Here is a 25628-nt window from a genome sequence, read left to right as displayed (position 1 = left end):
TTGATTATACCTAAAAAGTGATTAAAAACGATTACACCATTTTAACATTTAACTTACAATTTAAGTTGTTTGTTGTTGCTTTTGCTTGAAGAGAACACCTGAAAATGTAAAAATCAAATAACTAATTCCTAAAAACACAAATAATAGACCTGCATTTCCAGCCTGCATCACATAACCACTTACATTTGGCCCAATAATACTACCTATACTAAAATGAAACGAAGCAATCACGTTAGCAATTGGTAGCATATGCTTAGGTAAAATATCAGCAGCATAAGCTAAGCCAAGCGAGAAAAAGGAACCAACTAGGCCCCCTGCTCCTACAAACAGCAGTAAGGTAGCCATAAGATGATTGCCGACAAACGGAACGATGAGGAATAAAATACCTCCGCCAAAACCAGCCAACATCAAAATCGGCTTGCGTCCATACCGATCGCTTAAATATCCTAAAGGGAGCTGAAGAATCAACCCACCTAAACCGAAGAAAGGAAGCAAGGTTGCTATTTCATTTGAAGTAAATCCGATCCGAAGTCCATAAATAGGAAAATTGCTGTTCATTGCGGCCTCCATATAACCGTATAATAATGAAGGTAATAACGCAAACCAAGCCAGCTTATATATTTGAACATAGCTACGTTTTGGCTTAGATTCATGGCTCTCAGTTTTTATTTTTTCTGGATAAACCTCTGGCATAAACCTCATAACAATAAGAAACGAGAGTAGAAATAACAAAATAACAACTACAAAGGGAACCCAGTCACCTAAAAACATTAGCCGAATTCCTAAAGGCCCAATGCTAAAGCCAAGCCCATACGACATACCATATAATGAAATGTTTCTTCCACGCTGCTCCGCAGGTGTTATAATTAACATCCATAGCTGTGAGGCAAAATGAATAGCACTATCGCCAATCCCAACTAAAATACGTAATAATATCCACCATCGCATATCTGTTACCCACAAAAACAAAGGCATCGCAAATATTACAAAAACTAAACCACCTGCCATCAGCTTTTTAAAGCCAGTTATTCCCAGTATTCGTTCTGCTATAATAGACATTGCAAAGGACCCTACGTATAATGCCGCTGCGTGTAGCCCATTTACTGATGCAGGGACCCCCTGTTTTTCCATCATAATAGATAGTAATGGTAGTAACATGCCTTGACTTAGGCCAGACATAATAATGACTAAAATTAAAATTTTAAAAGGTGTAAAAAAGGTAGAGCTTGGTCGATCCATTACAGACATGTTCAAAATACTCCTTCTTGCATGGTTACAAAACAAAGAAAATCGTCAACAAACTGTGACGACTTTGCGCTGAATTTGGTACAGTTATACATTCCTATACACATTATAGTGGACAAGGCCACACCTAACAAGAGATAATAAAATGGTATGCTAAGTAATCAAGTGAAGGAGTGCTAAACTCATGACATATCAATTAAAGATTGATGTATCGCCTGTTTATGAATTGATTAGCAGCTTTTTAATATATACAACACAAAAATGGGTAAATAATTTAGATGTTGGTTCTCAGTGGATTGAAGATGCACATCAATTGATAAGTTCTGAGCATCATGCTGACTTTGAAGCAGCTAAATTACTTCCATTTACAGATTACGATCATTTATACGCATTAGCAATTACACGCCAAGCTGAGGTAGGGATCCCTGAGTTTCTTGATTTTCTTAATATGCAGGAGGCGACTGCGCTCGCTGATGATATCTCTTCGCTTGTTCCTCATGTTAAAATAGAGGATATGGTACGTATTAAGGAAAAATACACCCCATTACTGACTGTATGGTACGAATGCTACTTCACTACAGTAGAGGATCAATATGTCCCTCTTCTAATGGAAGATGCTGCTGAAAAATTAATATTAGCTAATAAAATGGATATGGATATGTTAATTGAGTATGCTTCAGGTGGACTCGTGCTCGAGCCGGAACAACACATTGATAAAGTTATCCTGCTCCCCACTATCCATCTTAGACCGCTTAATACTTACTATTTTTATGAAAACTTGCTGTTTATCCAGTATCCGATTGATTTACCTCAGTGTGATGAAGATGAGCCTCCAATTTCATTGCTTCGTTTAACTAGAGCGATATCTAAAGCGGAATATCTTCGTTTATTACGTTATGTCGCACTTGGACCTAAATCAATGCATGAAATTGTTGCGGCACTTGGAATCACTAGAGATGAATTATTGCATCAGCTACTTATTTTGCGTGTAGCTGGGCTATTACGTACCCACCTTCTTGGGCAAGATGACGAGAAATTTAGCATTCGCCCGGATGGTGTAGCAGAATTACCTATCTTCTTAGAATCATATATTCGTTTGTAGCAAGGAGTGAACTTTTTTGAAATACGGACAACAAATTTTGTTTGATTTAGATGATACACTTGTATATTGCAATCGTTACTTTGAAATGATTTTGGAGCAATTTTCTGAAAAAATGATTTCGTGGTTCCCAGCTTCTCGATTAACTAAAGCAGAGGTGCGTTCTAAGCAAATAGAGATTGATGTAGCTGGCGTGCACATTGTTGGTTTTACCAGTATTCATTTTCCAAATTCATTAATAGAAACTTATCATTATTTTTGTAAGGAATTAAATGAGCCTATAGTGCCACAATATGAGGACGAGTTGATGTTGCTTGGCATGAGTGTGTATGAGCAACCCGTTGAGGCTTATCCTGGGATGGTAGATACGCTTACCTCGTTGAAAAATCAGGGGCATGAACTATTTTTGTACACGGGTGGGGAAACTGTCATCCAGAGCCGGAAAATCGAGCAAATGAAGTTGGCTCAATTTTTTCAAGATCGGATTTATATCCGAAAGCACAAAAATATCGATGCATTAGAAGGTATTTTGTCATCGAGACACTTTAATCGAAATCATACTTGGATGATTGGCAACAGCTTACGTACAGATATCATGCCTGCGTTAACAGCAGGACTAAAGACAATTTATATTAATTTGCCTGATGAATGGGCATATAATGTCATTGAATTACAACCTCCATCTCGTGGCACAATGTATACTGTAAACTCACTTCAAGAAGTTCCCGACATCATATTCCACAACACATCTTTTGCAAAAACACAACAAAATTAATTTTCTTAGTGATTTCCTTAACGACTGCCAAGCCTTCTTGGCAGTTCTTTTTCACAATTTACATATCAAAAGGTGGTACACATGAGTAATCAAATAAAACAGCAAGGTAGCAAGCCTACATTAACAGAAGGTCCGATTGCCAAAACGTTATTTTTCTTTTCTTTACCGTTACTATTTGGGAACATACTTCAAGCACTGAATAACTCCATCAACTCGATCTGGGTTGGTAAATTGTTAGGAGAAACTGCACTCGCGGCTACGTCTAATGCAGGGATTATAATGATGTTCTTGCTAAGTGCTGTATTTGGAACCTCTATGGCAGCAGTTATTTTAATTGGACAAAATTTAGGCGCCAAAAAAATTGATGAGGCTAAAAAGGTTGTCGGCACAAGTGTTGTTTTCTTTATTGGCTTATCCTTGATCATCGGTGTAATTGGTTTGTTATTCACCCCAACCATTTTGGAGCTAATGAATACTCCCTTAGATGCTCAAGAAATGGCAATATCCTATACACGTATCTTATTTGCAGGAATTCCCTTTATGTTTGGATATAACCTCGTTATGGCTGTGCTTAGAGGTTCTGGCGACTCTAAAACACCATTTTACTTCATGCTTATTTCAGCAATTATCGATATTATTCTTAATCCACTACTTATAAAAGGAATTGGTCCATTTCCTGAAATGGGCATTGCCGGTTCATCCGTCGCAACCTTTATTGCTCAATGCACTTCATTAACACTATTAATTATTTATTTATATCGTAAAGAATACTTTTTACGCATTCAAAAGTCTGAACTACATTTATTACGAATCAATTGGAAAATTATCCGTACGTTAGTCAACAAAGGTGTGCCGATGGGATTACAAATGGTTGTAGTGTCATTAAGTAACTTACTTTTAATTCATATCGTAAATTCCTATGGCTCAGAAGCTACGGCTGCATTTGGAATATCTAATCAATTGTCTGGATACGTCCAAATGCCAGCGATGGCAATTGGCGGTGCAATCACTTCAATGGCTGCCCAAAATATCGGAGCTGGTCGGTGGGATCGGATTCACAAAATTACAATCACAGGGGTCATCTTCAATATCCTGTTCACTGGTTTTGCTTCTGCCTTAATTTTATTTTTCAATCGCCCTGTATTATCTATTTTCCTCCCTGCTGAAGGAAAAGCGATCGAGCTTGCGGCACATATTAACATGATTACTTTGTGGTCGTTTATTTTATTTGGTATTTTCAACATCGTTGCAGGGGTTGTCCGCTCGTCTGGTGTAGTTATGATTCCGTTGTTAATCACCACCTTCTCCCTGCTATTTATTCGTAATCCATTTGCTGAATATTTAAGTAGTCATTATGGATTTGATGCGATTTGGTGGAGCTTCCCAACGTCCTTCTTGTTTGCTGCAATTATGAATACCTTATATTACGTATTTGGGAATTGGAAGAAAAACAAGATGATGACGGCGACTTCTTAAATTTTAAGTTTTACGTAAGGAGAGCAATAATATGAACAATAACTTTGGCAAATATGGTATTCCACCAACATTGCAGATTTTGTTAGACATTAAAAATAGGGTGGGGTATGAATCATTTGATCGAGCTTTACATTTCGACACTTCACTCGGAAATTTTCGTTATTTTAATACACCTATGGACGTTGTTATTTTTGGCACAATTGGGGTGGATGGCATTCATTATGGCTTCCTCACTGATTTTGGTCAATGTGATAAATTGGAGGATTCCCCTATCGTTTGCGTGAGTCCGATGGATTTTGAATGTCCTACTCGTATTATTGCTAATAATCTACGTGAATTTTTAGCATTAAACTGGGATGATTCAGCGCTTTTTTATAATTACTTTGAAAGTGAAGAGGACTATTTAAATAGCAAAAAAAGGTGGGCGGAGGAATGCTCCCGCTCACCTTATCAACCAACAGAAGCTGAAAAACAGACTGAAAAAGAGATTCGAAAAATGCTGCTAGATCATATTAATTTACCAGTTATAGATAATCCTTATCAGCATATTAAAATGGTCGAGCAGGAGCGATTCAATCACATTACAATAGATACCCAAGATCATCTAGGGGTTATCACTCCATTGCCTAATGACACTGTTCATCTGTATTTTCCAGTTGATGATTCCATCCCTGATCTTGAGGATTTAAAGGAGTTTTTTTCGGTGGCTCCACTTGCCTCAAAGCAAGTCTTGTTTAGAGACATTCAGTCTAATTCGTTAATGATAGATCATGAGCCTTTACTGAAAATTATTTTCCAGGAATTAAAAGATCAAGGTTTGTATAATGAACTGAATCGACTAGTTCATAGTTAATTATTATGAACCAGCCCCGCGATACCGCTTCACACCTTGATTCCAAGCGGTAATCCCAATCGTTAAAAAGACAATACCTACGACTGGGGTTAGGTATGCCATCTGGGACAACCCTTCCTTTTGCAAAAATAAAGAGGCAGGGTACACCCCTACAAATGCAAACGGAATAATCCATGTTAATAACACTTGAATCGCTCGATTGTAAATTGTAACAGGATAACGCCCATAACCTTGAATGTTATACATAAGGGGTAAAATCCCCGTTGGTGCATCTGAGTAAAAAGAAATCGATGTTAGTATCGTATAAATCCCTGTGTAAATCGCTACAGCACTTAGCGTAAGAATAATAATTGCTGGAATGCTCCACCAAGGCCACACGAGATCAAGCTGTGCGCCACTGACGATCATAATAACAATACCAACAATCGAGCCCATTAAGGCAGGAGGATCTACATTTTCAAGAAAGATTTGAAATAAATTGTGGGCTGGTCTTGTCATGATCCGATCCATTTCCCCTTTTACAATGTAACGCTCACTAAAGCCCCATAAGTTCACAAAGCAGCTAAACACACCATAAGGAAGCATAAAAAATCCATATACAAAGATGACCTCATTTTGGCTCCAGCCACCTAAGCTATTTGTATGCATAAAGATGACAAAAATAAAAATCAAATTCGTCACCTGAAACATCAAATCTGAAATGACCTCAACCCAAAAATCAGCACGATACGTTAAACGAGATTTCATATAATTTTTAAGATATTCATTAATTAGGCCTAAATAATACACTTTTCTTTAACCTCCTTGCACAAATACACGTCGTCTTGAAGCGTGGTACAACATCACCATAGGTAGCAATAGAACGATAAACCACACAATTTGAATACCTAACACGTTCCAAATGCCTACGCCTTCAATTCGACCTGTAAATACAGAGCCTGGGAGATATGTGATTGCTTGAAAGGGTAAAAATGAAAGTAGCTTAGACATCCATTCTGGGAACAAGCTGATTGGAATAATTAAGCCAGAAAACAGATCCACAACAACCCTCTTCATCCGCATAAAACCTTCGTTATTTTCCACAAAAAATGACATAAGTCCTGTAATCATATTAATTTGCGAATTAATTAAAAAACTAAAAAACAACATCACCAAAAACCCTGTCCATGCAACCCACGAGGTGGGCAACGTCACTGGAAATAATAAAATCGCGATCAACATACCAGGAATCATAAACAAAAGAAAACGAAATAGGCCTTCGCCAAAGCCTTGCATCATTTTAACAAACAAATAGTTGTAAGGACGAATAAACTGGATCGCAATACTCCCATCACGAATATCATTTGAAATTTCACGATCTAAATTGTTAAAATAAAATGCTCTCGCCATCCACGAAACGGCAATATAGGTCGTCATTTGTGATGCACTAAAGCCTCCTAGCCCTCCCCCACCACCGTAAATCGCCTTCCAAGTGAAATAATAAACACCAATATTCAGCGTATAAATTAAAATCCCTGTATAATAATTCACCCGATAAGCAAGCATTGTCAAAAAACGAATTCGAATAAAATCAACATAAGCACTCATCTGACTTTCTTTAAACATGTGCAGCTAACTCCTCATGCTCAGATGATTTTGCCGCAGGCTTTTCTGCTGAACCAGAGCTATAAATACTTCGTACAATTTCATCCGTATTTGTCTCAATAATTTTAATATCTGTAATGTCCGCTTGTCCTACAACACGGCTTAATACCTCTGATACATTGATTTCAAGTGGAATAAATACTTTTGCACCAAGCTCATTTTCTGCACTCCATGTCACGTTTAGTCCAGAAGTCCATGATTTTAAATGGTCAATTTTTGTCCCAGTACCAAATTGGAAAATCACTTCACGTCCTGTTCCCCAACGTGTCTTTAATTCATCCAAGCCACCATCATAAATGATTTGACCATCATCCAGCATAATGACACGCGAGCAAAGAGCTTCAATATCTTGTAGATCATGCGTTGTTAGCAAAATAGTTGTGCCATGCTCCCGATTCATATCCTTCAGAAACTCCCGAATTTCCGATTTAACGACGATATCAAGACCAATGGTTGGTTCATCCAAAAAGACAATCGATGGATTATGAAGCAAAGCCGCCACAAGCTCGCAGCGCATACGTTGCCCAAGACTTAATTTACGGACAGGACGATGGAGCAAATCTTGTAACTGCAATCGCTCCACTAGCTCATCCAAACGTTTCTTGTACGCTGCCTGTGGCACACGATATACTTTGCGTAATAACTCAAACGATTCGATGACACCGATATCCCACCATAACTGACTACGTTGTCCAAAAACAACACCGATATGCTGAACAAACTTTTCTCTTTCTTGAAAAGGAACGTATCCGCCAACCTTTAAAGAGCCTGATGTCGGTACTAAAATTCCTGTCAGCATTTTAATCGTTGTTGATTTCCCCGCCCCATTTTCACCAATATATCCACAGATTTCCCCTTCAGGGATTTGGAAGGTAATATCCTTCACCGCAGGTACTTCACGATATTGTCGTTTAAATAAATCTTGAAATGCACCCTTTAAGCCTTCTCTATTTTTTTGAACCTTAAATGTTTTCCTTAAATCCTGAACCTCTATAGCTGCCATCCTGAAGCACCTCTTTTCACTTTAAGCCTATTTTGCCTGTATTTTTAAATTCTAGACTTAATGATTATAGTCCAAGCCATATGTTTCGTAAACCTTGTGAAAAGTGAGAAAACACAAAGAAGCGCTCTCATAAAAGAGCACTAACAAAAAAACGCCCCTTATGGTGAGGAGCGTTTTAGCATAATAAACTTGGGTGCAAATTTGTATGATGAGGTTTTATTTCACTGCATTCCCTGCATAATTGCATTAATAATGCCTTGCTGTGTTACTGTATTATTATAACGGTTAAACAAGGCAAAGCCATATTGGCCATTAAATCCGTTATCCCAATACACTGGAACAAATTTATATTTTTTAGCTGTTGCTGTGACTGCTTTGGCATACGCTTCTCTGTACTTATTATTGTTTGAATCATGTGAGGTTTTATCTATAGAGCCAAATTCACCGATAACGACAGGATAACCTTGGACACCAAATTTATCATACATCATTTTAAACTGAGAATTTAAATAATCCTCTTGTCCCCAACTTGATTTCTTAGCAGGATTGGTAGCTGTTGCACCCCACTGTGTAATGTTTCCATTCTCTTCACCCGCAAAATCCCATGGAGAGTAGTAATGTGCAGAAATCATAATTCTTTTTTCATTACTCGGAATACTCGTGGATCTAAAGTTATCACTTGGCACTACAAAACCATAGTTCCCAGCGGTAAAGTCAATATTCGTATTCCAACCAGGGACAAGCAACCATCTTGAACCATTATTACCACCAGTTTTTCTTACTGTATCTACGAAAATTTGATTATAAGCGTTGAGATTAGCATAATAAGATGGATTCGGGTTACCATATTGGCCATCAAACACTTCATTCATCGATTCAAAAATAAGACGTTCACTATAACCTTTAAATTTATTTGCAATTTGTTGCCATACCTTTTCAAACTTCGCTTTGATTTCATTTTGGTTCCAGCCATTTACGAGCAGCCAGCTCCCTTGCACAGAATTGAAGCCATCTCCATGAATATTAATGATGACGTACAACCCTTCACTATGGGCATAGTCGACTACAGTCTTAATACGATCGAGCCAAGCACTATTAATTGTATAATTGGGAGCGCTTCCAATTTTGCTTAGATAAGATACAGGAATCCGGATTGTTTTAAAGCCTGACGCCTTTACTTTTTTAATTAGGTCCTTCGTGATCGTTGGATTGTTCCAAGCCGTTTCACTAGGGGTACCGTTTACAGATGCTTCTAAGGAATTACCTAAATTCCAGCCTGCCCCCATCTCATACACAACTTGATTAGCATTGGCAGCGGATGCTGGAGCCGTCCAGCCTGTTAAACCAACAGTCGTTAACAAAGCTGCAACAAGACCTAACATCCCATATTTTTTAAGTTTAGCTAGCATATCCATTCCTCCATTTTAAATTAAGAGATTTAAAATATTGAGTTTAGAATATAATGTTTAATTTTAATGTTTAAAATAATGAAAACATTTGTACTTCAAATTGTGCCTAAACTCTCACTCCTCTCTATTAAATTATGAAAAGAAATTACGAAACTAGCAGGAAAACTTTATCATAAAAAGAAAAATAACCTATTTCACCATAACAATATCATATTTATGGAAAAATAGGTACTCTGATTCATTATTTTTTACTTTTTTTTACACAAAAAATCATTTTAGAACAAAATTTGATTTATCCTATTTTTTTAATCCTCTTTTATTTTTCATTCTTGCTCTATGATAATATCACGACAACGTAAAATTAGCTCTGACATACCTTCAAAAAGCACATGAACCTCATATCCACCATCCACGCAGTATAATTCACTGTATAGCCATGCATGATTTACAATCTGACCTTCCTGCAAAATTATTTTCGACTCAACAAATGTAATTTTGTTATTTAGCGTAAAGCCCCCACTTGTATCTAAGAAAAGGATTAGATTAGCATCTGATTCGTTCTCAACATTATCGTCGTTAGAATTAGTGTCAACAAGATTAATTTCGAACTTCAATTCTTTTACCCAACAATCGTGAAAATTAAATTTCTGCCGAAGCTCTTTCGGTATTGCTTCTTGACTTTGCGCCTTCTGAAATTGCTGTAAGCCGTCATTCGTATTTTTTTCACTTTGTTTACTATACAAATTTAAGAGTTTAAAAACTTCTTTAGAGCAATAGTCTAATGCAAATACTCGAATATCCGCAATCTTGTCTAAAATAGGCACTGGAAGCTTAACGCGATAATGTTCGCAATTCCACTGAAAGCTATCTTGGAATCTCTTTTTCCATTCAGTTTCATCAAAAGGGGGCCTTGCTTCAAATTCAGCAACCTGCTGTTCAAATCTAGTCCGATTCTCTAAGCTCATCTTAGCAATGATTTCATCGATATTTTGGATTTTCTCTTTGCCTTCAAGCCATACCTCTACAGGGTTCATATCCATTAACATTTTTGTTGGGCCATAATTATAAATCTCACGCTGCTCCTCAATAAAATGCTTCTCTTTCTCCTTATAAAGGTACAAAAATAAAGCCTCATTAAAGTTCCCAGCTTGTTTATGTACCTTTTTACCAAGGTTTAATCCCATTTGCTGACTTTGTATATACCATTCCTTCGTTAAATATTTCATTCTTCCCCTCATTCCACTAGTGTTGAAAATAATTTTTATTGATTGTAGACAACCGATTTAAACACTTCATCTAGACGTTTATTAGAATCATTTTTCTCTTTTAAGTACTTAGTTTGTGATTGTGAGTTGCCTTGTGAGCTCATGCTCGTAGCCAGTTGCTCGAAATAATGGATACGCTCCTCTAAATATAAGTTTAGGTCTGTAATTTGCTCACCATAGTCTAGCTCATCGCCACTTCTCTTTTGCTCTAATAAAGATTGAACGCTATTAAAAATTTCATGCTCCTGTGGTATTAATTCATCAACAAGGATTTGAAATTGAACAGGTGGAATCGTACCATACTTTTCAATCCATCCACATGCCAGAATAGGTCGCAGCACATAAAAATATTTTTTAAGCTTCACTTGCTCCCCTTTTAAATACTCTCTATAGTTACCCTTTGCCATATGCAAGTAATGGAAAATACTTGATTTTGCTGAAAATAAATCAGATACCAAATTGTACAAAGGAATGGTCAGATGCTCCTGATTTAAATATTGAATTGGTGAATGGAGCCATTCTAGTAATGGTGGATTTGATTTGCGTAATAGCTGTAATGCCTTGCGTATATCCCATCCATTTACATCAAGATCATTTTCGAGAGGGCGTTCAATCACATCTCTTTGCTCAAAAATTGTTAAATAATCGTCAAGAGGACGTACATATATAAACCTAACATCATAATCACTATTTTGTGATTCAAACCCCCATGCCCGACTCCCTGACTCACATGCGTATATAATTTGAACCTGCTCTTCTAGCTCAATTTGTTGTAGCTTATGTAATATTTGTTCCTTCATTTTCACAACCTCCTTAAATACATCTTTACAGCAACTAAAAATCATTTATAAGCCTATCATGACTGAAACTGCCACACATTAACATGGCAAAAGTATTACAACATCCAAATTTTATAACATTTCTGCTAAAATAGAAAAATATATAGCACAGAAACGAGGTTAGACCTATGGCGAAAGAAAGCTTTGACAAAGAAATCCAATTACTCCGCATGCTTGTCTTAACAAGTGGCACATTTAACCGAACTGAATACGCTAAAAGACTAGGTATCTCTGTACATACTTTAGATAAAACGTTACGTAGATTAAAAGATATGATTGAAACTAGCTATCAACCTGAGACGAACAAATCAGAACAAAGCTTCGACTCAGCGATCGCCTACAATTATTACGATGCTCACGATCCATTGCTATTACTACTATTTAGAGCAAAGTCAGTTAAGCAAAGTGAGATTGTACGTTTATCCCTTATACTAGCAGCATTAAATGAAGGTCCACGCACCGTTATGGAAATGTTAGAATTATCCACGACTGTGACTACAGAGGATTCCACGTTGCCTGATGAAAAAACGATTCGTTCTGACCTAAAATATTTAGAAAGCGTTGGCGTTATTGCTAAACTTGGCACACAACGCCCTTTTCGTTACAAGCTAAATAATGAGCTTGTTACAGCGCTTACTAGTGAGGAGCTACTAGATTTATATGATTATATTGATGTGATGTCCAATACGCAGGTTCCTGCCGTTCCAGGGTACTTATTGCGTGATGGCTTAAAAAAGCAACTCTCTTTGTTTGATCAACAGCATGAACTCTTTTTATATAAATATCATTATTACTCTAGAATTTTAGATGAAGCTCATTTATTTTCATTATTAGCTGCGATTGCTTCTCATCGTTATATTACATTTACTTATTTTTCACCCAAAAAGGAAGTTAGCTACACGTCACAAAATAGTAATCCACAATTTCAGAAAGCTTCTTCAGGAAGTTTACAAACGACATTACCTTTAAAAATCGTTTATGATCACCAGTATGGTAGATGGTATTTGCTTGGCAGCAATCGAGAAGGCATTCGAAAATTTCGAATGGAAGGCATGACTGGTATTACAGAAGAACATGTGGCAGAACAAAAGCATTTTGAAGACAAGCTACAGTCATTAGAGGACGCTTTGCAATATAGTTGGCTTATCGATACAGGTAAAACAGTCAAGGTACGCGCCTTTTTTTACACCCCTACTGGTGCGCCAATTAATTTTGTAAAGGAACGTGTTCTTCTTCAAGGACAATGGGGAGAAATTGTGGAAGAAAATGAAGAGGGTTTTATTTATGAAATTATGGTGAATGGAATTACTGAGATTAAACCTTGGTTAAGAAGCTTTGGATCTAGCTGTGAGGTGCTGGAACCAAGATCACTTCGGCAAGATTTGATTCAGGAATGGCAGGAAATCAAAACCTTTTATGAACCAAATTAAATAAGTTAGTAAAAAAAGAGGATATATTTGTAATAATTCCAGTTGATAACATTTTTTATATTATCTATAATAGAAATGACTTCCATATATTTCTTACTTAACATTTTATGAAAGCGCTCTATTTTAATAGAAAGGGGCTGAGCTGCTTCCAAAATTGATTTGATAAAAAATAGATTAGAAATGATTGGGAGGTTTTATGATGCTGAAAGGTAAACTTTTTAAAGGCGCTTTAATCGTTACATTACTTAGCTCTATGTTTATTATTCCACCAGCTCCAAAAGCTGAAGCAGCTGACTTTAAATGTACAAACGGATATGTTGGTTTAACCTTTGACGATGGCCCAAGCCCACAACATACACGAAGGCTACTTACTGCATTAAAGCAAGCTGGCTTAAGAGCAACTTTATTTAACGTCGGACAAAATGCACAAAATAATCCTGGTTTAGTGAAGGAGCAAAAAGATGCTGGAATGTGGATCGGAAATCACTCCTTTACACATCCCGATTTGACCAAATTAAACAACTCTCAAATCACTTCAGAAATTACTCGCACACAACAAACGATTCAATCTTCAGCAGGAGTGACACCTAAATTGTTCCGTCCACCTTATGGCGCTACAAATAACAATGTAAAAAATATTATAGCTCAAAACGGCCTCAAGGAAGTATTGTGGAATGTCGATTCTATGGATTGGAATGGCGCTTCCACAGCACAAATCGTAGCCGCTGCTAACCGACTTAACAATGGCGATGTTATTTTATTACACGAACAATTTAATGCAACAATCCAAGCTATTCCTCAAATCGCTCAAAACTTACAAAACAAGGGGCTCTGTAGCGGTATGATCTCCCCTACCACGGGCAGAGCAGTTGCACCTGACGATAATCCAGGAAACCCTGGAAACCCAGGTGGTACTGTGGTACGAGTTGAAGCTGAGAATATGACTAAAGGGGGTCAATATACTGGCAATATTACTTCCCCATTTAATGGTGTGGTGCTATATGCAAATAATGACTCTGTAAAATTTACTCATAACTTCACTAGTGGAACGAACAATTTTTCACTCCGCGGGGCATCCAATAACTCCAATATGGCACGAGTTGATTTAAGAATTGGAGGCGTTTACAAGGGAACGTTTTATTACGGAGGTAGTTACCCTGCTGTGTATACGATAAATAATGTAAGCGCAGGCACTGGCAATCAGGTTGTTGAGTTGATTGTGACAGCAGATGATGGTACATGGGACGCATTTTTAGATTATTTAGAGATTCATTAATGCTCTATTTAGAAATCAGTACTTGACAATGACTAGTGGCTGGTAGCTACGATCCAGAGAGTTCTTGCGATTGTTGTTAAAATCATATTCCTTTTAAAATATATTTATGGTTGCAATTTTATTTTAAGAGACAACCTTCAGAATCTCTCTGTCTCTTCGCTAGTTTGGGTTAGTGGTCAAGCACTGATTTCAAGATTTGGCCTTAATTAATGGCATAAATAATATAATAATGGATTATCAATAAATGAAAAAGTCCTGATAAGATGAGCTACTCAACTTGTCAGGACTTTTCATATTTGTATAGATGGAGCCTAAAAACGAACTAACGATCTAACTACAGCCTTGGATCGATTTCCTTTTCCGCTGCTACTTCAAACAATAGATTTGCTGCAATATTTTTATACTGTTTATTTTCAGGCGTAATATCCGCTAACTTTACACCAAGCATTTGTCTTCCTAAACGATACTCATTTAGAGAAGTTTTTAGTTTACGTTGGATATTTTTTTGCTTGAACAGTTTTTTGTATTTATATGGGAACCGGTAATCATAGCCGTATACAATGCTTAAATATTGTTCATTTCGCACCTTCATATATGGCACAACGTTATCTGTTACATATTCTGGCTTAATGACCACGCCTTCCATTTGCTTCGCTGTCGTGAGTGTATTGAAGTATTCCCTTGCTAATGAATAGCTACCTTCACCTTCTAAATCTAGTACTACAAATTCATCCTCAGATAAAAAGGAATAAATTTGAGATGTTGCCCAGTCTGGTATAGACTCACTTCCATCTTCATAAATAAACTTTAAGATTGAAAATGGCTTATAATTGATTTCTACTGATGAATCATCTGAAGCATAAATTTCAAGCTGTCTCTTATACACTTCAAATGCCGCTTGTTGATCTGACACAGGAACATGTCTTTCCATAATTTCACCAACATGCTTATACGTTTGATAGACTGCTGAACCATATTTTTCGTTTAATTCAGCTTTTGTAACTTTAAACTGCTCTTGCTTAAATCCACTTGCCTCAAACTGACTCCTAAGCTTAGCAAGCTCATTATCAAACCCATGTTCAGCGAGAAAACCTAACTCATCTCCTAAGCCTTGCTCTATCACTTTAAACTGGCGATCAATTAAGCCAGCCCCCATGACACGCCAAGGCAGTAGTTCACCATCAAGCACCATCACTGTAATCTTATTTTCATCCATATAGGTACCAAATTTATTTAATAATGAAGTATAAATCGAAGTGAGGTCTACCCCTTTAATTTTATATCCGTTCCGACTAATTGCATAACAGGCTTCAAGCTCACGATTTAAGTAAATATTACACCGAGAACCCATATATTTTGGTTGGAGCACAACCTTCCCCACGCCACGATGTTTAAAGTAATCTAGTCCTCGCTCTAGCGATTCGAGTTCCCCTGTTTCTTCATTTTTATCTGCAGGTGACATTGTGCCTGAAATAAAGTTAACTTGGTTGTGTGTACAATAAGACAATCTACGTAAATCCGCTTCTGCCAATTCATGAACCATTACCCCAGTATTTTCACGTGCAAACAGGATAGGAAGCTCATCATCTTGCATTACCCCATTTTCACAGGATACTGATTTAAAAAATGGCTTATGCGCAATTTCAACTCCAGTTAGTTTATTACCATGTACCGCACCTGAATCCACATGCACTTTATTTTTCACTCGGAACGCATGCTTGGCAGCGACATGACCAAAAATATGAAAAGGATGGTTACTCACTGCTTCGTGCTCAATAAATTTAATTTGCCCCTCAATCGGCTCAGTTCGATCTAATCTAAAATTGCGCTGGTGCTTCAAGGACACATTGTCCAGTTTACCAATATACTTGTTCTGACATGGAGCATGGGTAATATAAAAGGAAGCGTGCTGTCCGCCTTGACTTGTATAAAATGGCATTGCAATTTCACATAAATGGTTAAACTTATCCCGCAACTGTGCATCTTCCATCAGTACCTTTGTGGAATCAAAGTAGGAGTTTAATAAATCCTGATCTATTCCCTTTAGCTCACCACGTAAGTATTTGTACACAAAGTTCTCATGGTTCCCAAGTACAAAGTAAAAATAGGCCTGATTATCGTACAAAAAGTTAATGATCGCGGCTGTATTTTTCCCTTTATCAATCCAATCCCCGACAAGCACTAATCTTGTATTTTCTAACTGTGCGCTTGCCACAAGCTTCCCATCTTTAACCGCATAACCATAGCGTTCAAGTAAGGAAATTAAAGATGACAGACACTCGTGCACATCCCCAATGACAATATAGTTATAATTACTAGGTAAAAAGGTTTGATGATATAACGCAACATTAGCTATTTCTACAGTGTAGGCTGGATTAGGTAGATCGGCTAATATAAAATCTTTAGCACGAACTTTGTGAATTTGATGATAACCTTCACGCGCTAACGCCCCTAACACTTCCTTACGCATGCGGTTAAGATGCGCGGTAATTACCTTTTTAGAACGATCAGATGCATAGTAATCCTTGCGATCCCGATAATCGAACAATACCACTTCTAGGTTGTAATGGTTTTGCTTCGCAATGGCGCTCACCTTTTGTCTAAAATCCTCTGCAAGTCCAGTTGTATCTACAACTACAAATTGAGCATTGATCGGAAAGCTAGTCACCGCCTGTAGCTTCTCAAACAACATATGAAACGCACCACTGCTCGCCTCCAGCATAACCTGATCATATTTATCATATTGGTAGCCTAATAGCTCTTGTCTAATTTCATCGGAAGATATATATTGCACATTACTTTGGACTTTATTGTTCGCTGTACTATGCATCGTGCTTTGTAACGTGCCTTGAACAGTGTCGTCCATTTGATTGTTTAAAGCAAGCCCCGCCTGTAGCTGAGGAATTAAAATTTGCTTCGCAAAGGTTGTTTTTCCACATTCCGTAGGTCCAACAAGCATAATAATTGTATGTGTATTTAATGTGATTTTCATTATTTACTCCTCCTTCCCTTTTACAATGACGCCTTGGGTTGTATAAATTCCATTTACCGCATCGCCGATCTCAATATACTCATAATAAAATCCAAGCTGTTCCAATAGCTCATGTATCCAAGCTTTAAACTTTGCTTGCCCCATTTCCCACTTGTGATCCTCATGTCTAAACTCATTAAGTCCATAATAGGTATTAAAATCCGCGTTTGGCGTTGTGATGATTAATTGTTCAAATTTAACATGAATACATAATTGAATGATCAGCTCTGTCGCTTGCTTCACCGTCATATGTTCAATAACCTCGGTCAAAATCACATCACATAACTCTCCGTTATATTGAGCTAAAAACTGATCTAATGAGCTGAATGTTGCTATATTATCTATATTTTTATTTTCTGCCTTACGGGCTACGGTTTCGATACATGCTTCGTCAATATCAATCGCATAATAGCTGTCTTCAATTTTTTCCGCAAAAGGAATCGCATAAAACCCTTCCCCACATCCTAGATCAAGTATTGACTTGTTAAAAGGTAAGTGTTCCCTAATAAAGTTGCGTCGTTGAAGCGCAGTACCCCCATAAGCAAAATCAATGTTGTACCATTTCGTTTGCTCCATTACTGCTTTATATTTTTGGAATCTATTTTTTCCATTCAAGAAATTACGAACAAATAAACTACGAATATAAAATGGAGCATCGATGATTCCAATACTTTTAATATATTTATCTAAAATACTGTCTGTCACATCCAAATGTTCATTACCAAACATCGCTAAAAATAGACAAAGTACATTGGCCGTATGGAGAAGCTCATATAAACTAGTTTGAGACGTTAATGTTAAGGAATAGCTTTTATGCGCCTTATGCTCCATTTTGAACTGAACATCTGTAATGTGCTGCTCAAAAAATGTAATATATTTAGGTAGCTCAATATGAATTAGATTAATAAATAACGTATGTGTATAGCCTGCTTGATCTTGCTCATGCTGCACCTTGGTTGGGGCTGAGAAAAACTCATGAAATGCATTAAGTGGAAATAGCGGCGTATTGTATCTGGATACGTTTAAATATTCAAATTCTTCTTGCTGATGCTGCTTAAAGGAAACCTCGTTGTCTGCATCTCTAAAATAAACATTGTAAGTTGCTTCATCACTGTACCAGCCATAGGCTAGCCCTTTACGAACTGCACGAACCTGCATCCCTGATTTTGGATTTTTTCTTATTAAAAAGCTGAATGCAGGATTAGTTGATTTTAATTGTAAAATTGCCATGTTCTTTCGCTCCCGACTAATTTCTTATGTACTTATTTTGCATTAAATTCCCATACCTGAACATGGCAAAAGTATTACAAAAGCTATTTATTTAAAAACAAGAGCGCCTTAATTAAACTGTTCATGTCTTCCCTATTGAGAGCTACAATATTATTAAGCTATAATTTAAGCATTAACTGAAATCAGGGCTTGACAGCTGGGCCCAAACTAGTGAAGAGACAGAGAGATTCTGAAGATTGTCTCTTAAAATCAAATTCCAACTCTATATGTACTTATATACAAAGGAATATGATTTTAACAACAATCGGCGCAAGAATGCTCTGGATCGTAGCTACCAGCCTCCAGTCGTTGTCAAGTACTGATTTATGAATACACCAAAGGAATTGAAGCCAATGATGAATCCATTTGAAAAAGTGTTTAATTATCAACTCATGAACAGTCTAGACTCATCTGGTATTTTTATTGTCACTGCGCAAGAACGTGCTTGGTTAAAGATGATGTTAGCTCATCCTGCGGCAAAAAGTGCGTTTGATAATGCTACTTTAGAGAAATTAACTACTATATTAGCTAACGATAAACAAATGGAGTTTTCCACTCATCTCATGCAAAAGGGTCAAAGCAAGGAACGGGAAATTTATCACCCACTTCTCCGTCCTCTCCGAAAAATGATTATGGATCAACAAGGAATGAAGTTATCTTACGAAATTAAACGTGGGGGAATTCATGAGGATATTAGTGGTATCCCTTATAAACTTGAATTTTCAATGATAAAAAGACAATGGTTTTTATTATGGTTTCATATGAAAAATCGTAGATTAATGTCCACACGCTTGGACAAAATTGTGAATTTGACCTCACAGGAAGTTGAGTTTGAGGACTTGAATAGGATTTTGAATCATGTAGAACAGTTCATTCAAAGACATAAAACTAAAGCGAAAATCTTAATTAATCCTATGTTTAATGGTGAACTGTCTAGAATTTTATACGCTTTTTCTTATTTTGAAAAAAAGGTGCATTACGATGAAGAAGAACATACCTACACCATCGAGATCCAATATGCTAGTAATGAGGAAGAATTTGTGTTATCCCGTATCCGTTTTTTAGGACAGCGAGTAAAGGTGTTAGAAGGGGATTATCTTAAAAAGCGGCTACTTGAGGCTGCAACGAAGGCGCTTGAGCGTTATCATGCTGAATAGATTGATTAGAAAGTCATTGCTAATATAAGTATATCTAATGACTTTCTTATCTTTATCCTTGTTGTACCTGCACTTCTACGCCTACTTTATTCACATAATTTTCAATTTCATTAAGATTAATAATTTCATCACTATGAGTTATAACTCTCTCATCATGCGAAACCAAAATAATAATTTTATTTACTTTTATTTGGTTAATGATATTTAATAATATATTTACACTTGAATGATCGATCATCGAGGTAGGCTCATCCATGATGATTACATCTGCCTGTTTAAGTAAAGCACGAATAATTGCAGATTTCTGTCTCTCTCCTCCAGATAATATTAGCTTATTTCCCTCCCTAGAACTTTCAAGATGCTCAAGTCCAAATAATGAGATATATTCATGATATTGTGCATGATCTAATCTAGTTAGATCAAGACCATACGTGATGTCTTCAAAAAAACTTTGTTTCATAACGACCGGATCTTGAGCTACAACTGCTAGTTTTTCCCTCCTTAAATGTTCAAGATTAATTTCTGAAAGTAGATCATCATTGTAGGTTATATGCCCATTTTGACTAGCGTATAGCCCTGCAATTAGCCTAATTAAGCTTGATTTACCTATTCCATTACGTCCAATAATGCTATATACTTTTCCTCTTTCGAAAGTGTAGCTGAAATTTTGAATTAAATCACTTTCTACAGTGTAGGAGAAATTTATATTCTCTAATTTAATCTTATGAATTGAGGCAATGATCTTCTCATTCGATTCTTCGGTTTCTATATCCCAATGTCCATTCATTCTTGATAATGATACCCTTGCAGTTTGGAAAGTCTGAATAAACTCAATAAAAAAATGTAGGGAACTGATGCTTATATTCAAATATGAAGTTACAATCGTTAACTCTCCTAGTGTCACAGTTCCGTTTACAACACCAATACCACCAATTAGCATACACAATATATTAGTAACAATTGTAGCTATTCCACTTATACTAGAAGATAAATTAAGTATTGTTAGATTTTTTTTCAATTTATGAAAGAAAAGATGACTAACTGACCTAATATCTTGCTTAAATAATGGCAACCAAGCATTCATTTTAACAGTATCAATCATAGCTAGCTGTCGATTCGATTCAGAAAAAAAGGCAGATTGTTGATTCATAAATTCAAGCGATGTTTCTCGAATTTTTGTTCGAAAAGAAAAATAAATGAGAAGGTATAGAGGTAAGCTCACGATAAAAATGATAAAAATAAGGCTGTTTATTTTTAATAATAGATAACCAGAAATGATAAATGTAATGACTCTAGGTATTCCATTTAAAAAAAAATCTAATAAATATCTAATAATTGCATTACTATCATTATTAATTTGCTCAGTTACATAGGATGATTCTAACTGACCAAAATATTCTATGGATGAGTTTTGAATATGCTCAGTTGTTGAAACAATATAATCAACAGCCATTCTAGTATTCGTCATTGCATAGACTACACTGCTAAAGAAACCAACTATACTACTAAAAAGATTTAATATTAATAATATTACTATCCAGTTAATCACATCATTATAGGATGGTTGTACTGATAAAATGTCTATAAAATCCCCAGTGATTAAAGGAATAACTAGAGCATTAATAATTGAAGTTGTATTAGTAAGCAAGATTAATAATAATAATTTATATTTATATTTGTAAGCATGGCTAGTAAATATCTTATAAAATGTCATGCCTCATATACTCCTTTTAAAATCAATTCATTATGTATTATTTGATTTAAAGAGCCCGAATTTCATCATTCGAGCTCTATTAAGTTTATAATTATTTCTACGTTCCCTCTATTGCCCGTGGACATAGTGCTTTACTCACACATTTACTTGCACATGGCTTACTCTGACTTGCACATACATTAATTTGGCAAAAAGTACCTTGACAACCACATGCTGCACTTGGACCTGTAGATGCAACTGGCTTTACTAAAAAATTCATCTTAAAACCTCCCATAATAAAATATTTATTATGAAGCTTTGCTATGCTTGATTAGCCACAGCAAAGTCAGCATAATCTAACAATTTTTTCTCCATCACATACTTATAGCTCGAACATCGATCCATCTTCTCATGTAATCTAGAGTGTGGGCAGCCCCCCATACACACCGGTAGGAATTTGCATCCTGTACACATGTCATCTTCACAGGGATCATACATCATGTATTGCAAAAGCTCTGATCTGTTGTGCGAAAAGTTATTATTTACTATATTTTCTATTGCTACATCTTTATTTCCCACATCTATCCAGCAGGCATATACATACCCTTCCGGGTCAATTACAAAGGATTCAGCAGAGTCAGCTGTACAATAACTACCTATCGGCGTTGGACAGGATAGGTGTCCTGTATTAAATCCTAATTGGGAGGCAGTCTTATCAAATTTATAACTGGTATGAGAGTAAGATTCCGTTGTTAAACATACGTTTGACTGATAGCAGTCATTAGAATTGTGTACATGACCAAGATACAAGCTTACTTTTTCTTTTAGTCCATATTGATCAAAAACATCAAGCAAATGATCAAGTTCAGGTTTATTCGAATCATCTATATTAATTCGTATAGAAATCGAATCTAAAATATCAGCAACATCCTTTGTATTTTTAAGGATTCTATTAAAGGTTGGTTGTCCACCAACTAATGGTCTTCGTTTATCATGAATATGCTCGGGACCATCAATTGTAATTTGTACAAATCCTACACGGTAACTTTTTAGTTCTTCAGCAATTTTTGGTGATAACAGATATCCATTAGTAATGATTCCAGCTTGATAACTAACATCGTTTTCATCACATAACTTAATAATTTCAGATGATAAGTAACGAATTGTATCCATACCGATTAACGGCTCCCCACCATACCAGGTGATGTGCAGGTTATTTATATTTTTGATTCGATTTTTTATTAGGTCCAAAATTGCTTGATGAACTTCATCACTCATTTTATAGGCATTTTTATTATCTTTTTCATAGCAATATGTACAACCCAAGTTGCAGTTAATTGTAGTTGCTATGGTCAGCCCTAAATGACGAGAGGAATACCTCTCTGACATTAATTTCATTTTGACCAAATCCAACTCATTTACATCCTTATTCAAAATAAAACCACCATACTCCAAGTCCTTTTTAAATTGATCATCCAGGGCATTCATATCTTCATTATCCATAAATTGCTTAAAGCTATCATACTTATCATTTTCCATTAGAGCTAAAGCACCCGTTCTTGAGTTATAAGCTAGAACTTTGGAGTCAGCTTCATAATCATAAAAAAAATTGTAATTTGATATTTTCATAAAAATCCTCCTCTATAATTGTTTTACTTGGAAATAATATTTTTGTTTATTAACAAGAAATATAATCTATTTATTTATTTTTCTATTATTAAATATTATATTATGCTTAATTGTATATTTTTACCTATAATACCAATAAAAATTGCTTTTAAATATAATATTTGTCATAATTCACTACAGTTTAAATAATAATTATAAAAAAAGAACCATCAATATGATGATTCTTCTATATAAGAATTCTATTTAATTAAAGAGTTTAGCTTTGTTCATTTTCAACCATTCTTACTTCTAACTGGCCCGTCACTTGATCTGCGAGGATAATTCTACCCTTAATACTTTCATCATTCTGTTTAAAAGTGAGTAATTGGGTTTGCTTTTTTTCAATTAATGATTTCAACATCGACGCAGTGATCGCTTTACCCTCAAATTCCTTCCATATTACAAAACCACAACCTTGCTTATAATGGCTACAACCGTAGCCCCTCCGACCTTCAATAAGTTGTCCACCACATCCCACACGCGGACAGGTTCCTAGTGGTACAAAGCCACCTGTATTAAGCTTCGTAGAGGCAGAACTAGAAATAGAAGGCTTTGCAGACGAAGATAAGCTTTTCTTGCCTGCCTTCGGTTTATTGGTTAGATCGCCCTTGGAACTTACACTTTTCTTGTTCTCATCCTTTGACTCAAATAAAGAAGCATCTGCCTTCGGTTGTACACGTACCTTATCGATGATGGACACTGTAAATCGCTTCACATTTTCCATAAACTTTTCTCTAGCCGCTTCTCCTTTGGAGATTTGGTGTAATCTTCGCTCCCATTGGCCTGTCATCTCAGGTGACGTTAGCAGTTCTACCCCTGCATGGCGAATAAGCTCAATGGCAGTGCGTCCTTTTTGGGTTACCGTAATCCGCTTGCCTTGCATCATTATGTAACCTACATTTTTTAAACGTTCGATCGTTGCGGCTCTTGTCGCAGGGGTTCCAAGTCCCCCCTCCTTCATCGCATCTCTTAGTTCCTCATTTTCAAGCTGCTTGCCTGCACTTTCCATCGCTTTTAATAATGTACCCTCTGTATACGATTTTGGAGGTTGCGTCGCTTTTTCCTTCGCTTCTGCTTCTACGCAATTTACAGGTGTTTCTTGTTCTACAGAAAAAGGCTTGTCCACAAGCTCTTCGCTTTCTTCGTCCTCGTCCTTTTTCTTGCTACGCTTCGCGGTTTTGTCCTCCGCAACCTGACATACCTTCCAGCCAAGTGAAAGTAGCTCCTTCACATTCGTTTTAAAGGTCTCCTTCTCCACCTCTGTCAAAACGGTATGCTGCTTATACATAGCAGGAGGATAGAAGTGGGACAAAAATCGTCTCACCACAAGATCATAAATGTGCTGTTCTTCCTTGCTTAACGTACCCGGCTTACGAAGTGTAGGCAAAATCGCATGGTGATCCTCTACTTTAGTTGGATTACATACCGCTTTATTATTGACATGTACCAGCTTCGCATTTCCACCATTTACAAGCTCCTGATAGTTTGTTGCTCTTAGCATCTGGAATACCTTTTGCATGCCGTCAATATTTTGTTCTGTCACATAGTTGGAGTTAGTACGTGGATAACTAATGACCTTATGCTTTTCATATAAGGCTTGGGCAAGATCCAATGTCTTTTTGGCAGAATACCCGTATTTCGCATTGGCTTCCCGCTGTAATAGAGTCAAATCATATAGCTTATAAGGATATTCCTTCGTATCCTTGACTTCATAGGACGTAATACGTCCCTCTTTCCCTCTAACCTTGTCCGCTATCCCCATAGCCTTATCCTTGTCTGTTAGGCGGTCACCCTGCCACATTCCACTATAGAGCCTTTCATCCTGCTTAAAGCTAGCTTTCACCTCATAATAAGTAAGAGAATCAAAGCTTTCAATTTCCTTTTGTCTATCATAAATTAAAGCTAGCACGGGCGTTTGTACACGCCCCACAGAAAGCAATGTTCGATGCTTTGTTGTAAAAGCACGTGAGGCATTCATACCAATCAGCCAATCTGCTTCACTTCTTGCTCTAGCTGCTTGGGTGAGATTTTCAAACTCAGAGCTATCATGCAGCTTATCAAAGCCCATAGAAATACTTTCTGCAGTCAAATCTGAAATCCATAGTCTTTTTACAGGCTGGTTCAGCTTTAATTGCTGCTGGATGAGTGCAAATATGTATTGTCCTTCACGCCCCGCATCACATGCATTAACAACTGCATCACAGCGCTTGGCTACTTCCTTAATAATTTGAAGCTGATCCTTTGTTTTAGGATTAGGTACAATTTTAAATTGCTCTGGTAAAATAGGTAGGTCCATAAAATTCCATTTTTTATATTTCACATCATAAGCATCTGGCTCTGCTAATCCTAGTAAATGACCAATGGCCCATGTAATGATATAGCGCTCCCCCTCCAAATAGGATCTGTTGTTTTTCGCCTTTGGCTCAATAACAGCAGCAATTGTTCTGCCCATATCCGGTTTTTCGGCAATTACGAGCGTTTTCATTGATATAGCGC

At 36.6% G+C, this 25628-nt stretch carries 20 protein-coding genes; 7 read left to right on the top strand and 13 right to left on the bottom strand.

Annotated elements, in window-relative coordinates; translation table 11 throughout:
• Positions 1 to 60 precede the first annotated feature (60 nt).
• Positions 61 to 1248: an MFS transporter gene (locus ABE099_RS06195; RefSeq protein ID WP_430028408.1), complete on the bottom strand. Its 1188-nt coding sequence runs from the start codon at positions 1246 to 1248 to the stop codon at positions 61 to 63.
• Between the two features lie 181 nt (positions 1249 to 1429).
• On the opposite strand from ABE099_RS06195, the gene ABE099_RS06190 reads away from it, so the two are divergent.
• From ABE099_RS06190 to ABE099_RS06175, 4 genes are all read left to right on the top strand, one after another.
• On the top strand, positions 1430 to 2347 hold the full coding sequence (locus tag ABE099_RS06190; RefSeq protein WP_430028405.1) for an ArsR family transcriptional regulator: 918 nt from the start codon (positions 1430 to 1432) through the stop codon (positions 2345 to 2347).
• Between the two features lie 16 nt (positions 2348 to 2363).
• Positions 2364 to 3119, top strand: coding sequence for an HAD family hydrolase (locus ABE099_RS06185; protein WP_430028403.1), 756 nt, complete (start codon positions 2364 to 2366; stop codon positions 3117 to 3119).
• 81 nt (positions 3120 to 3200) lie between these two features.
• On the top strand, positions 3201 to 4595 hold the full coding sequence (locus ABE099_RS06180; protein WP_430028401.1) for an MATE family efflux transporter: 1395 nt from the start codon (positions 3201 to 3203) through the stop codon (positions 4593 to 4595).
• A 31-nt stretch (positions 4596 to 4626) separates the two neighbouring features.
• Positions 4627 to 5448 carry a hypothetical protein gene (locus tag ABE099_RS06175; RefSeq protein ID WP_430028399.1) on the top strand — a complete coding sequence of 274 codons (822 nt, stop codon included), beginning with the start codon at positions 4627 to 4629 and terminating at the stop codon, positions 5446 to 5448.
• Between the two features lie 3 nt (positions 5449 to 5451).
• Here ABE099_RS06175 and ABE099_RS06170 read toward each other — a convergent pair whose 3' ends face one another.
• The 6 genes from ABE099_RS06170 to ABE099_RS06145 form a co-directional block, all read right to left on the bottom strand.
• Positions 5452 to 6195 carry an ABC transporter permease gene (locus ABE099_RS06170; protein WP_430030500.1) on the bottom strand — a complete coding sequence of 248 codons (744 nt, stop codon included), beginning with the start codon at positions 6193 to 6195 and terminating at the stop codon, positions 5452 to 5454.
• A 48-nt stretch (positions 6196 to 6243) separates the two neighbouring features.
• The gene (locus tag ABE099_RS06165) at positions 6244 to 7053 is read right to left on the bottom strand and encodes an ABC transporter permease (protein WP_430028397.1); all 810 of its coding nucleotides are present in this window, start codon (positions 7051 to 7053) and stop codon (positions 6244 to 6246) included.
• On the bottom strand, positions 7046 to 8095 hold the full coding sequence (locus ABE099_RS06160) for an ABC transporter ATP-binding protein (protein ID WP_430028395.1): 1050 nt from the start codon (positions 8093 to 8095) through the stop codon (positions 7046 to 7048). Before ABE099_RS06160 ends, ABE099_RS06165 begins: the two co-directional genes overlap by 8 nt.
• A gap of 221 nt (positions 8096 to 8316) precedes the next feature.
• Positions 8317 to 9504 (bottom strand): glycoside hydrolase family 5 protein, encoded by a 1188-nt coding sequence (locus ABE099_RS06155; protein WP_430028393.1) that lies wholly within the window; start codon positions 9502 to 9504, stop codon positions 8317 to 8319.
• Positions 9505 to 9827: 323 nt separating this feature from the next.
• Complete coding sequence (locus ABE099_RS06150; protein WP_430028391.1) at positions 9828 to 10730, bottom strand: DUF4085 family protein; 903 nt, start codon at positions 10728 to 10730, stop codon at positions 9828 to 9830.
• A 35-nt stretch (positions 10731 to 10765) separates the two neighbouring features.
• A complete protein-coding gene (locus ABE099_RS06145) occupies positions 10766 to 11569 on the bottom strand; it encodes a nucleotidyltransferase domain-containing protein (RefSeq protein WP_430028389.1) in 804 nt (267 codons plus the stop codon).
• 167 nt (positions 11570 to 11736) lie between these two features.
• Here ABE099_RS06145 and ABE099_RS06140 point away from each other — a divergent pair, with 167 nt between their 5' ends.
• Both ABE099_RS06140 and ABE099_RS06135 read left to right on the top strand, forming a co-directional pair.
• The gene (locus tag ABE099_RS06140; RefSeq protein WP_430028387.1) at positions 11737 to 13038 is read left to right on the top strand and encodes a helix-turn-helix transcriptional regulator; all 1302 of its coding nucleotides are present in this window, start codon (positions 11737 to 11739) and stop codon (positions 13036 to 13038) included.
• Between the two features lie 199 nt (positions 13039 to 13237).
• The gene (locus tag ABE099_RS06135; RefSeq protein WP_430028385.1) at positions 13238 to 14314 is read left to right on the top strand and encodes a polysaccharide deacetylase family protein; all 1077 of its coding nucleotides are present in this window, start codon (positions 13238 to 13240) and stop codon (positions 14312 to 14314) included.
• A 334-nt stretch (positions 14315 to 14648) separates the two neighbouring features.
• On the opposite strand, the gene ABE099_RS06130 is transcribed toward ABE099_RS06135, so the two are convergent.
• Together ABE099_RS06130 and ABE099_RS06125 are read right to left on the bottom strand one after the other, a co-directional pair.
• Entirely contained in the window at positions 14649 to 17306 is a 2658-nt protein-coding gene (locus tag ABE099_RS06130; protein WP_430028383.1) for a metallophosphoesterase, read from the bottom strand.
• A 3-nt stretch (positions 17307 to 17309) separates the two neighbouring features.
• The gene (locus tag ABE099_RS06125) at positions 17310 to 18575 is read right to left on the bottom strand and encodes a class I SAM-dependent methyltransferase (protein WP_430028381.1); all 1266 of its coding nucleotides are present in this window, start codon (positions 18573 to 18575) and stop codon (positions 17310 to 17312) included.
• A 365-nt stretch (positions 18576 to 18940) separates the two neighbouring features.
• On the opposite strand from ABE099_RS06125, the gene ABE099_RS06120 reads away from it, so the two are divergent.
• On the top strand, positions 18941 to 19771 hold the full coding sequence (locus ABE099_RS06120; RefSeq protein WP_430028379.1) for a WYL domain-containing protein: 831 nt from the start codon (positions 18941 to 18943) through the stop codon (positions 19769 to 19771).
• 52 nt (positions 19772 to 19823) lie between these two features.
• On the opposite strand, the gene ABE099_RS06115 is transcribed toward ABE099_RS06120, so the two are convergent.
• The 4 genes from ABE099_RS06115 to ABE099_RS06100 form a co-directional block, all read right to left on the bottom strand.
• Positions 19824 to 21485 (bottom strand): ATP-binding cassette domain-containing protein, encoded by a 1662-nt coding sequence (locus ABE099_RS06115; RefSeq protein ID WP_430028377.1) that lies wholly within the window; start codon positions 21483 to 21485, stop codon positions 19824 to 19826.
• Between the two features lie 97 nt (positions 21486 to 21582).
• Entirely contained in the window at positions 21583 to 21744 is a 162-nt protein-coding gene (locus ABE099_RS06110; protein ID WP_430028375.1) for a hypothetical protein, read from the bottom strand.
• 41 nt (positions 21745 to 21785) lie between these two features.
• Positions 21786 to 23093, bottom strand: a complete 1308-nt coding sequence (locus ABE099_RS06105) for a radical SAM protein (protein WP_430028373.1) — start codon at positions 23091 to 23093, stop codon at positions 21786 to 21788.
• Positions 23094 to 23349: 256 nt separating this feature from the next.
• Entirely contained in the window at positions 23350 to 25617 is a 2268-nt protein-coding gene (locus ABE099_RS06100; protein WP_430028371.1) for a DNA topoisomerase 3, read from the bottom strand.
• Positions 25618 to 25628: the final 11 nt, after the last annotated feature.

Source organism: Paenibacillus turicensis, assembly GCF_050461185.1.
Classification (GTDB): Bacteria; Bacillota; Bacilli; order Paenibacillales; family Paenibacillaceae; genus Fontibacillus; species Fontibacillus turicensis_A.
Note: the sequence above shows the minus strand (reverse complement) of the source record. Positions and strands in the feature narration are given on the sequence as shown.

What these genes read in the sequence shown, in the direction of transcription:
- ABE099_RS06195 (WP_430028408.1), bottom strand. Translation starts at nt 1,248, where the DNA reads ATGTCTGTAATGGATCGACCAAGCTCTACCTTTTTTACACCTTTTAAA.
- ABE099_RS06190 (WP_430028405.1), top strand. Translation starts at nt 1,430, where the DNA reads ATGACATATCAATTAAAGATTGATGTATCGCCTGTTTATGAATTGATT.
- ABE099_RS06180 (WP_430028401.1), top strand. Translation starts at nt 3,201, where the DNA reads ATGAGTAATCAAATAAAACAGCAAGGTAGCAAGCCTACATTAACAGAA.
- ABE099_RS06175 (WP_430028399.1), top strand. Translation starts at nt 4,627, where the DNA reads ATGAACAATAACTTTGGCAAATATGGTATTCCACCAACATTGCAGATT.
- ABE099_RS06170 (WP_430030500.1), bottom strand. Translation starts at nt 6,195, where the DNA reads ATGAAATCTCGTTTAACGTATCGTGCTGATTTTTGGGTTGAGGTCATT.
- ABE099_RS06165 (WP_430028397.1), bottom strand. Translation starts at nt 7,053, where the DNA reads ATGTTTAAAGAAAGTCAGATGAGTGCTTATGTTGATTTTATTCGAATT.
- ABE099_RS06160 (WP_430028395.1), bottom strand. Translation starts at nt 8,095, where the DNA reads ATGGCAGCTATAGAGGTTCAGGATTTAAGGAAAACATTTAAGGTTCAA.
- ABE099_RS06155 (WP_430028393.1), bottom strand. Translation starts at nt 9,504, where the DNA reads ATGCTAGCTAAACTTAAAAAATATGGGATGTTAGGTCTTGTTGCAGCT.
- ABE099_RS06150 (WP_430028391.1), bottom strand. Translation starts at nt 10,730, where the DNA reads ATGAAATATTTAACGAAGGAATGGTATATACAAAGTCAGCAAATGGGA.
- ABE099_RS06145 (WP_430028389.1), bottom strand. Translation starts at nt 11,569, where the DNA reads ATGAAGGAACAAATATTACATAAGCTACAACAAATTGAGCTAGAAGAG.
- ABE099_RS06140 (WP_430028387.1), top strand. Translation starts at nt 11,737, where the DNA reads ATGGCGAAAGAAAGCTTTGACAAAGAAATCCAATTACTCCGCATGCTT.
- ABE099_RS06135 (WP_430028385.1), top strand. Translation starts at nt 13,238, where the DNA reads ATGCTGAAAGGTAAACTTTTTAAAGGCGCTTTAATCGTTACATTACTT.
- ABE099_RS06130 (WP_430028383.1), bottom strand. Translation starts at nt 17,306, where the DNA reads ATGAAAATCACATTAAATACACATACAATTATTATGCTTGTTGGACCT.
- ABE099_RS06125 (WP_430028381.1), bottom strand. Translation starts at nt 18,575, where the DNA reads ATGGCAATTTTACAATTAAAATCAACTAATCCTGCATTCAGCTTTTTA.
- ABE099_RS06120 (WP_430028379.1), top strand. Translation starts at nt 18,941, where the DNA reads ATGAATACACCAAAGGAATTGAAGCCAATGATGAATCCATTTGAAAAA.
- ABE099_RS06115 (WP_430028377.1), bottom strand. Translation starts at nt 21,485, where the DNA reads ATGACATTTTATAAGATATTTACTAGCCATGCTTACAAATATAAATAT.
- ABE099_RS06110 (WP_430028375.1), bottom strand. Translation starts at nt 21,744, where the DNA reads ATGAATTTTTTAGTAAAGCCAGTTGCATCTACAGGTCCAAGTGCAGCA.
- ABE099_RS06105 (WP_430028373.1), bottom strand. Translation starts at nt 23,093, where the DNA reads ATGAAAATATCAAATTACAATTTTTTTTATGATTATGAAGCTGACTCC.
- ABE099_RS06100 (WP_430028371.1), bottom strand. Translation starts at nt 25,617, where the DNA reads ATGAAAACGCTCGTAATTGCCGAAAAACCGGATATGGGCAGAACAATT.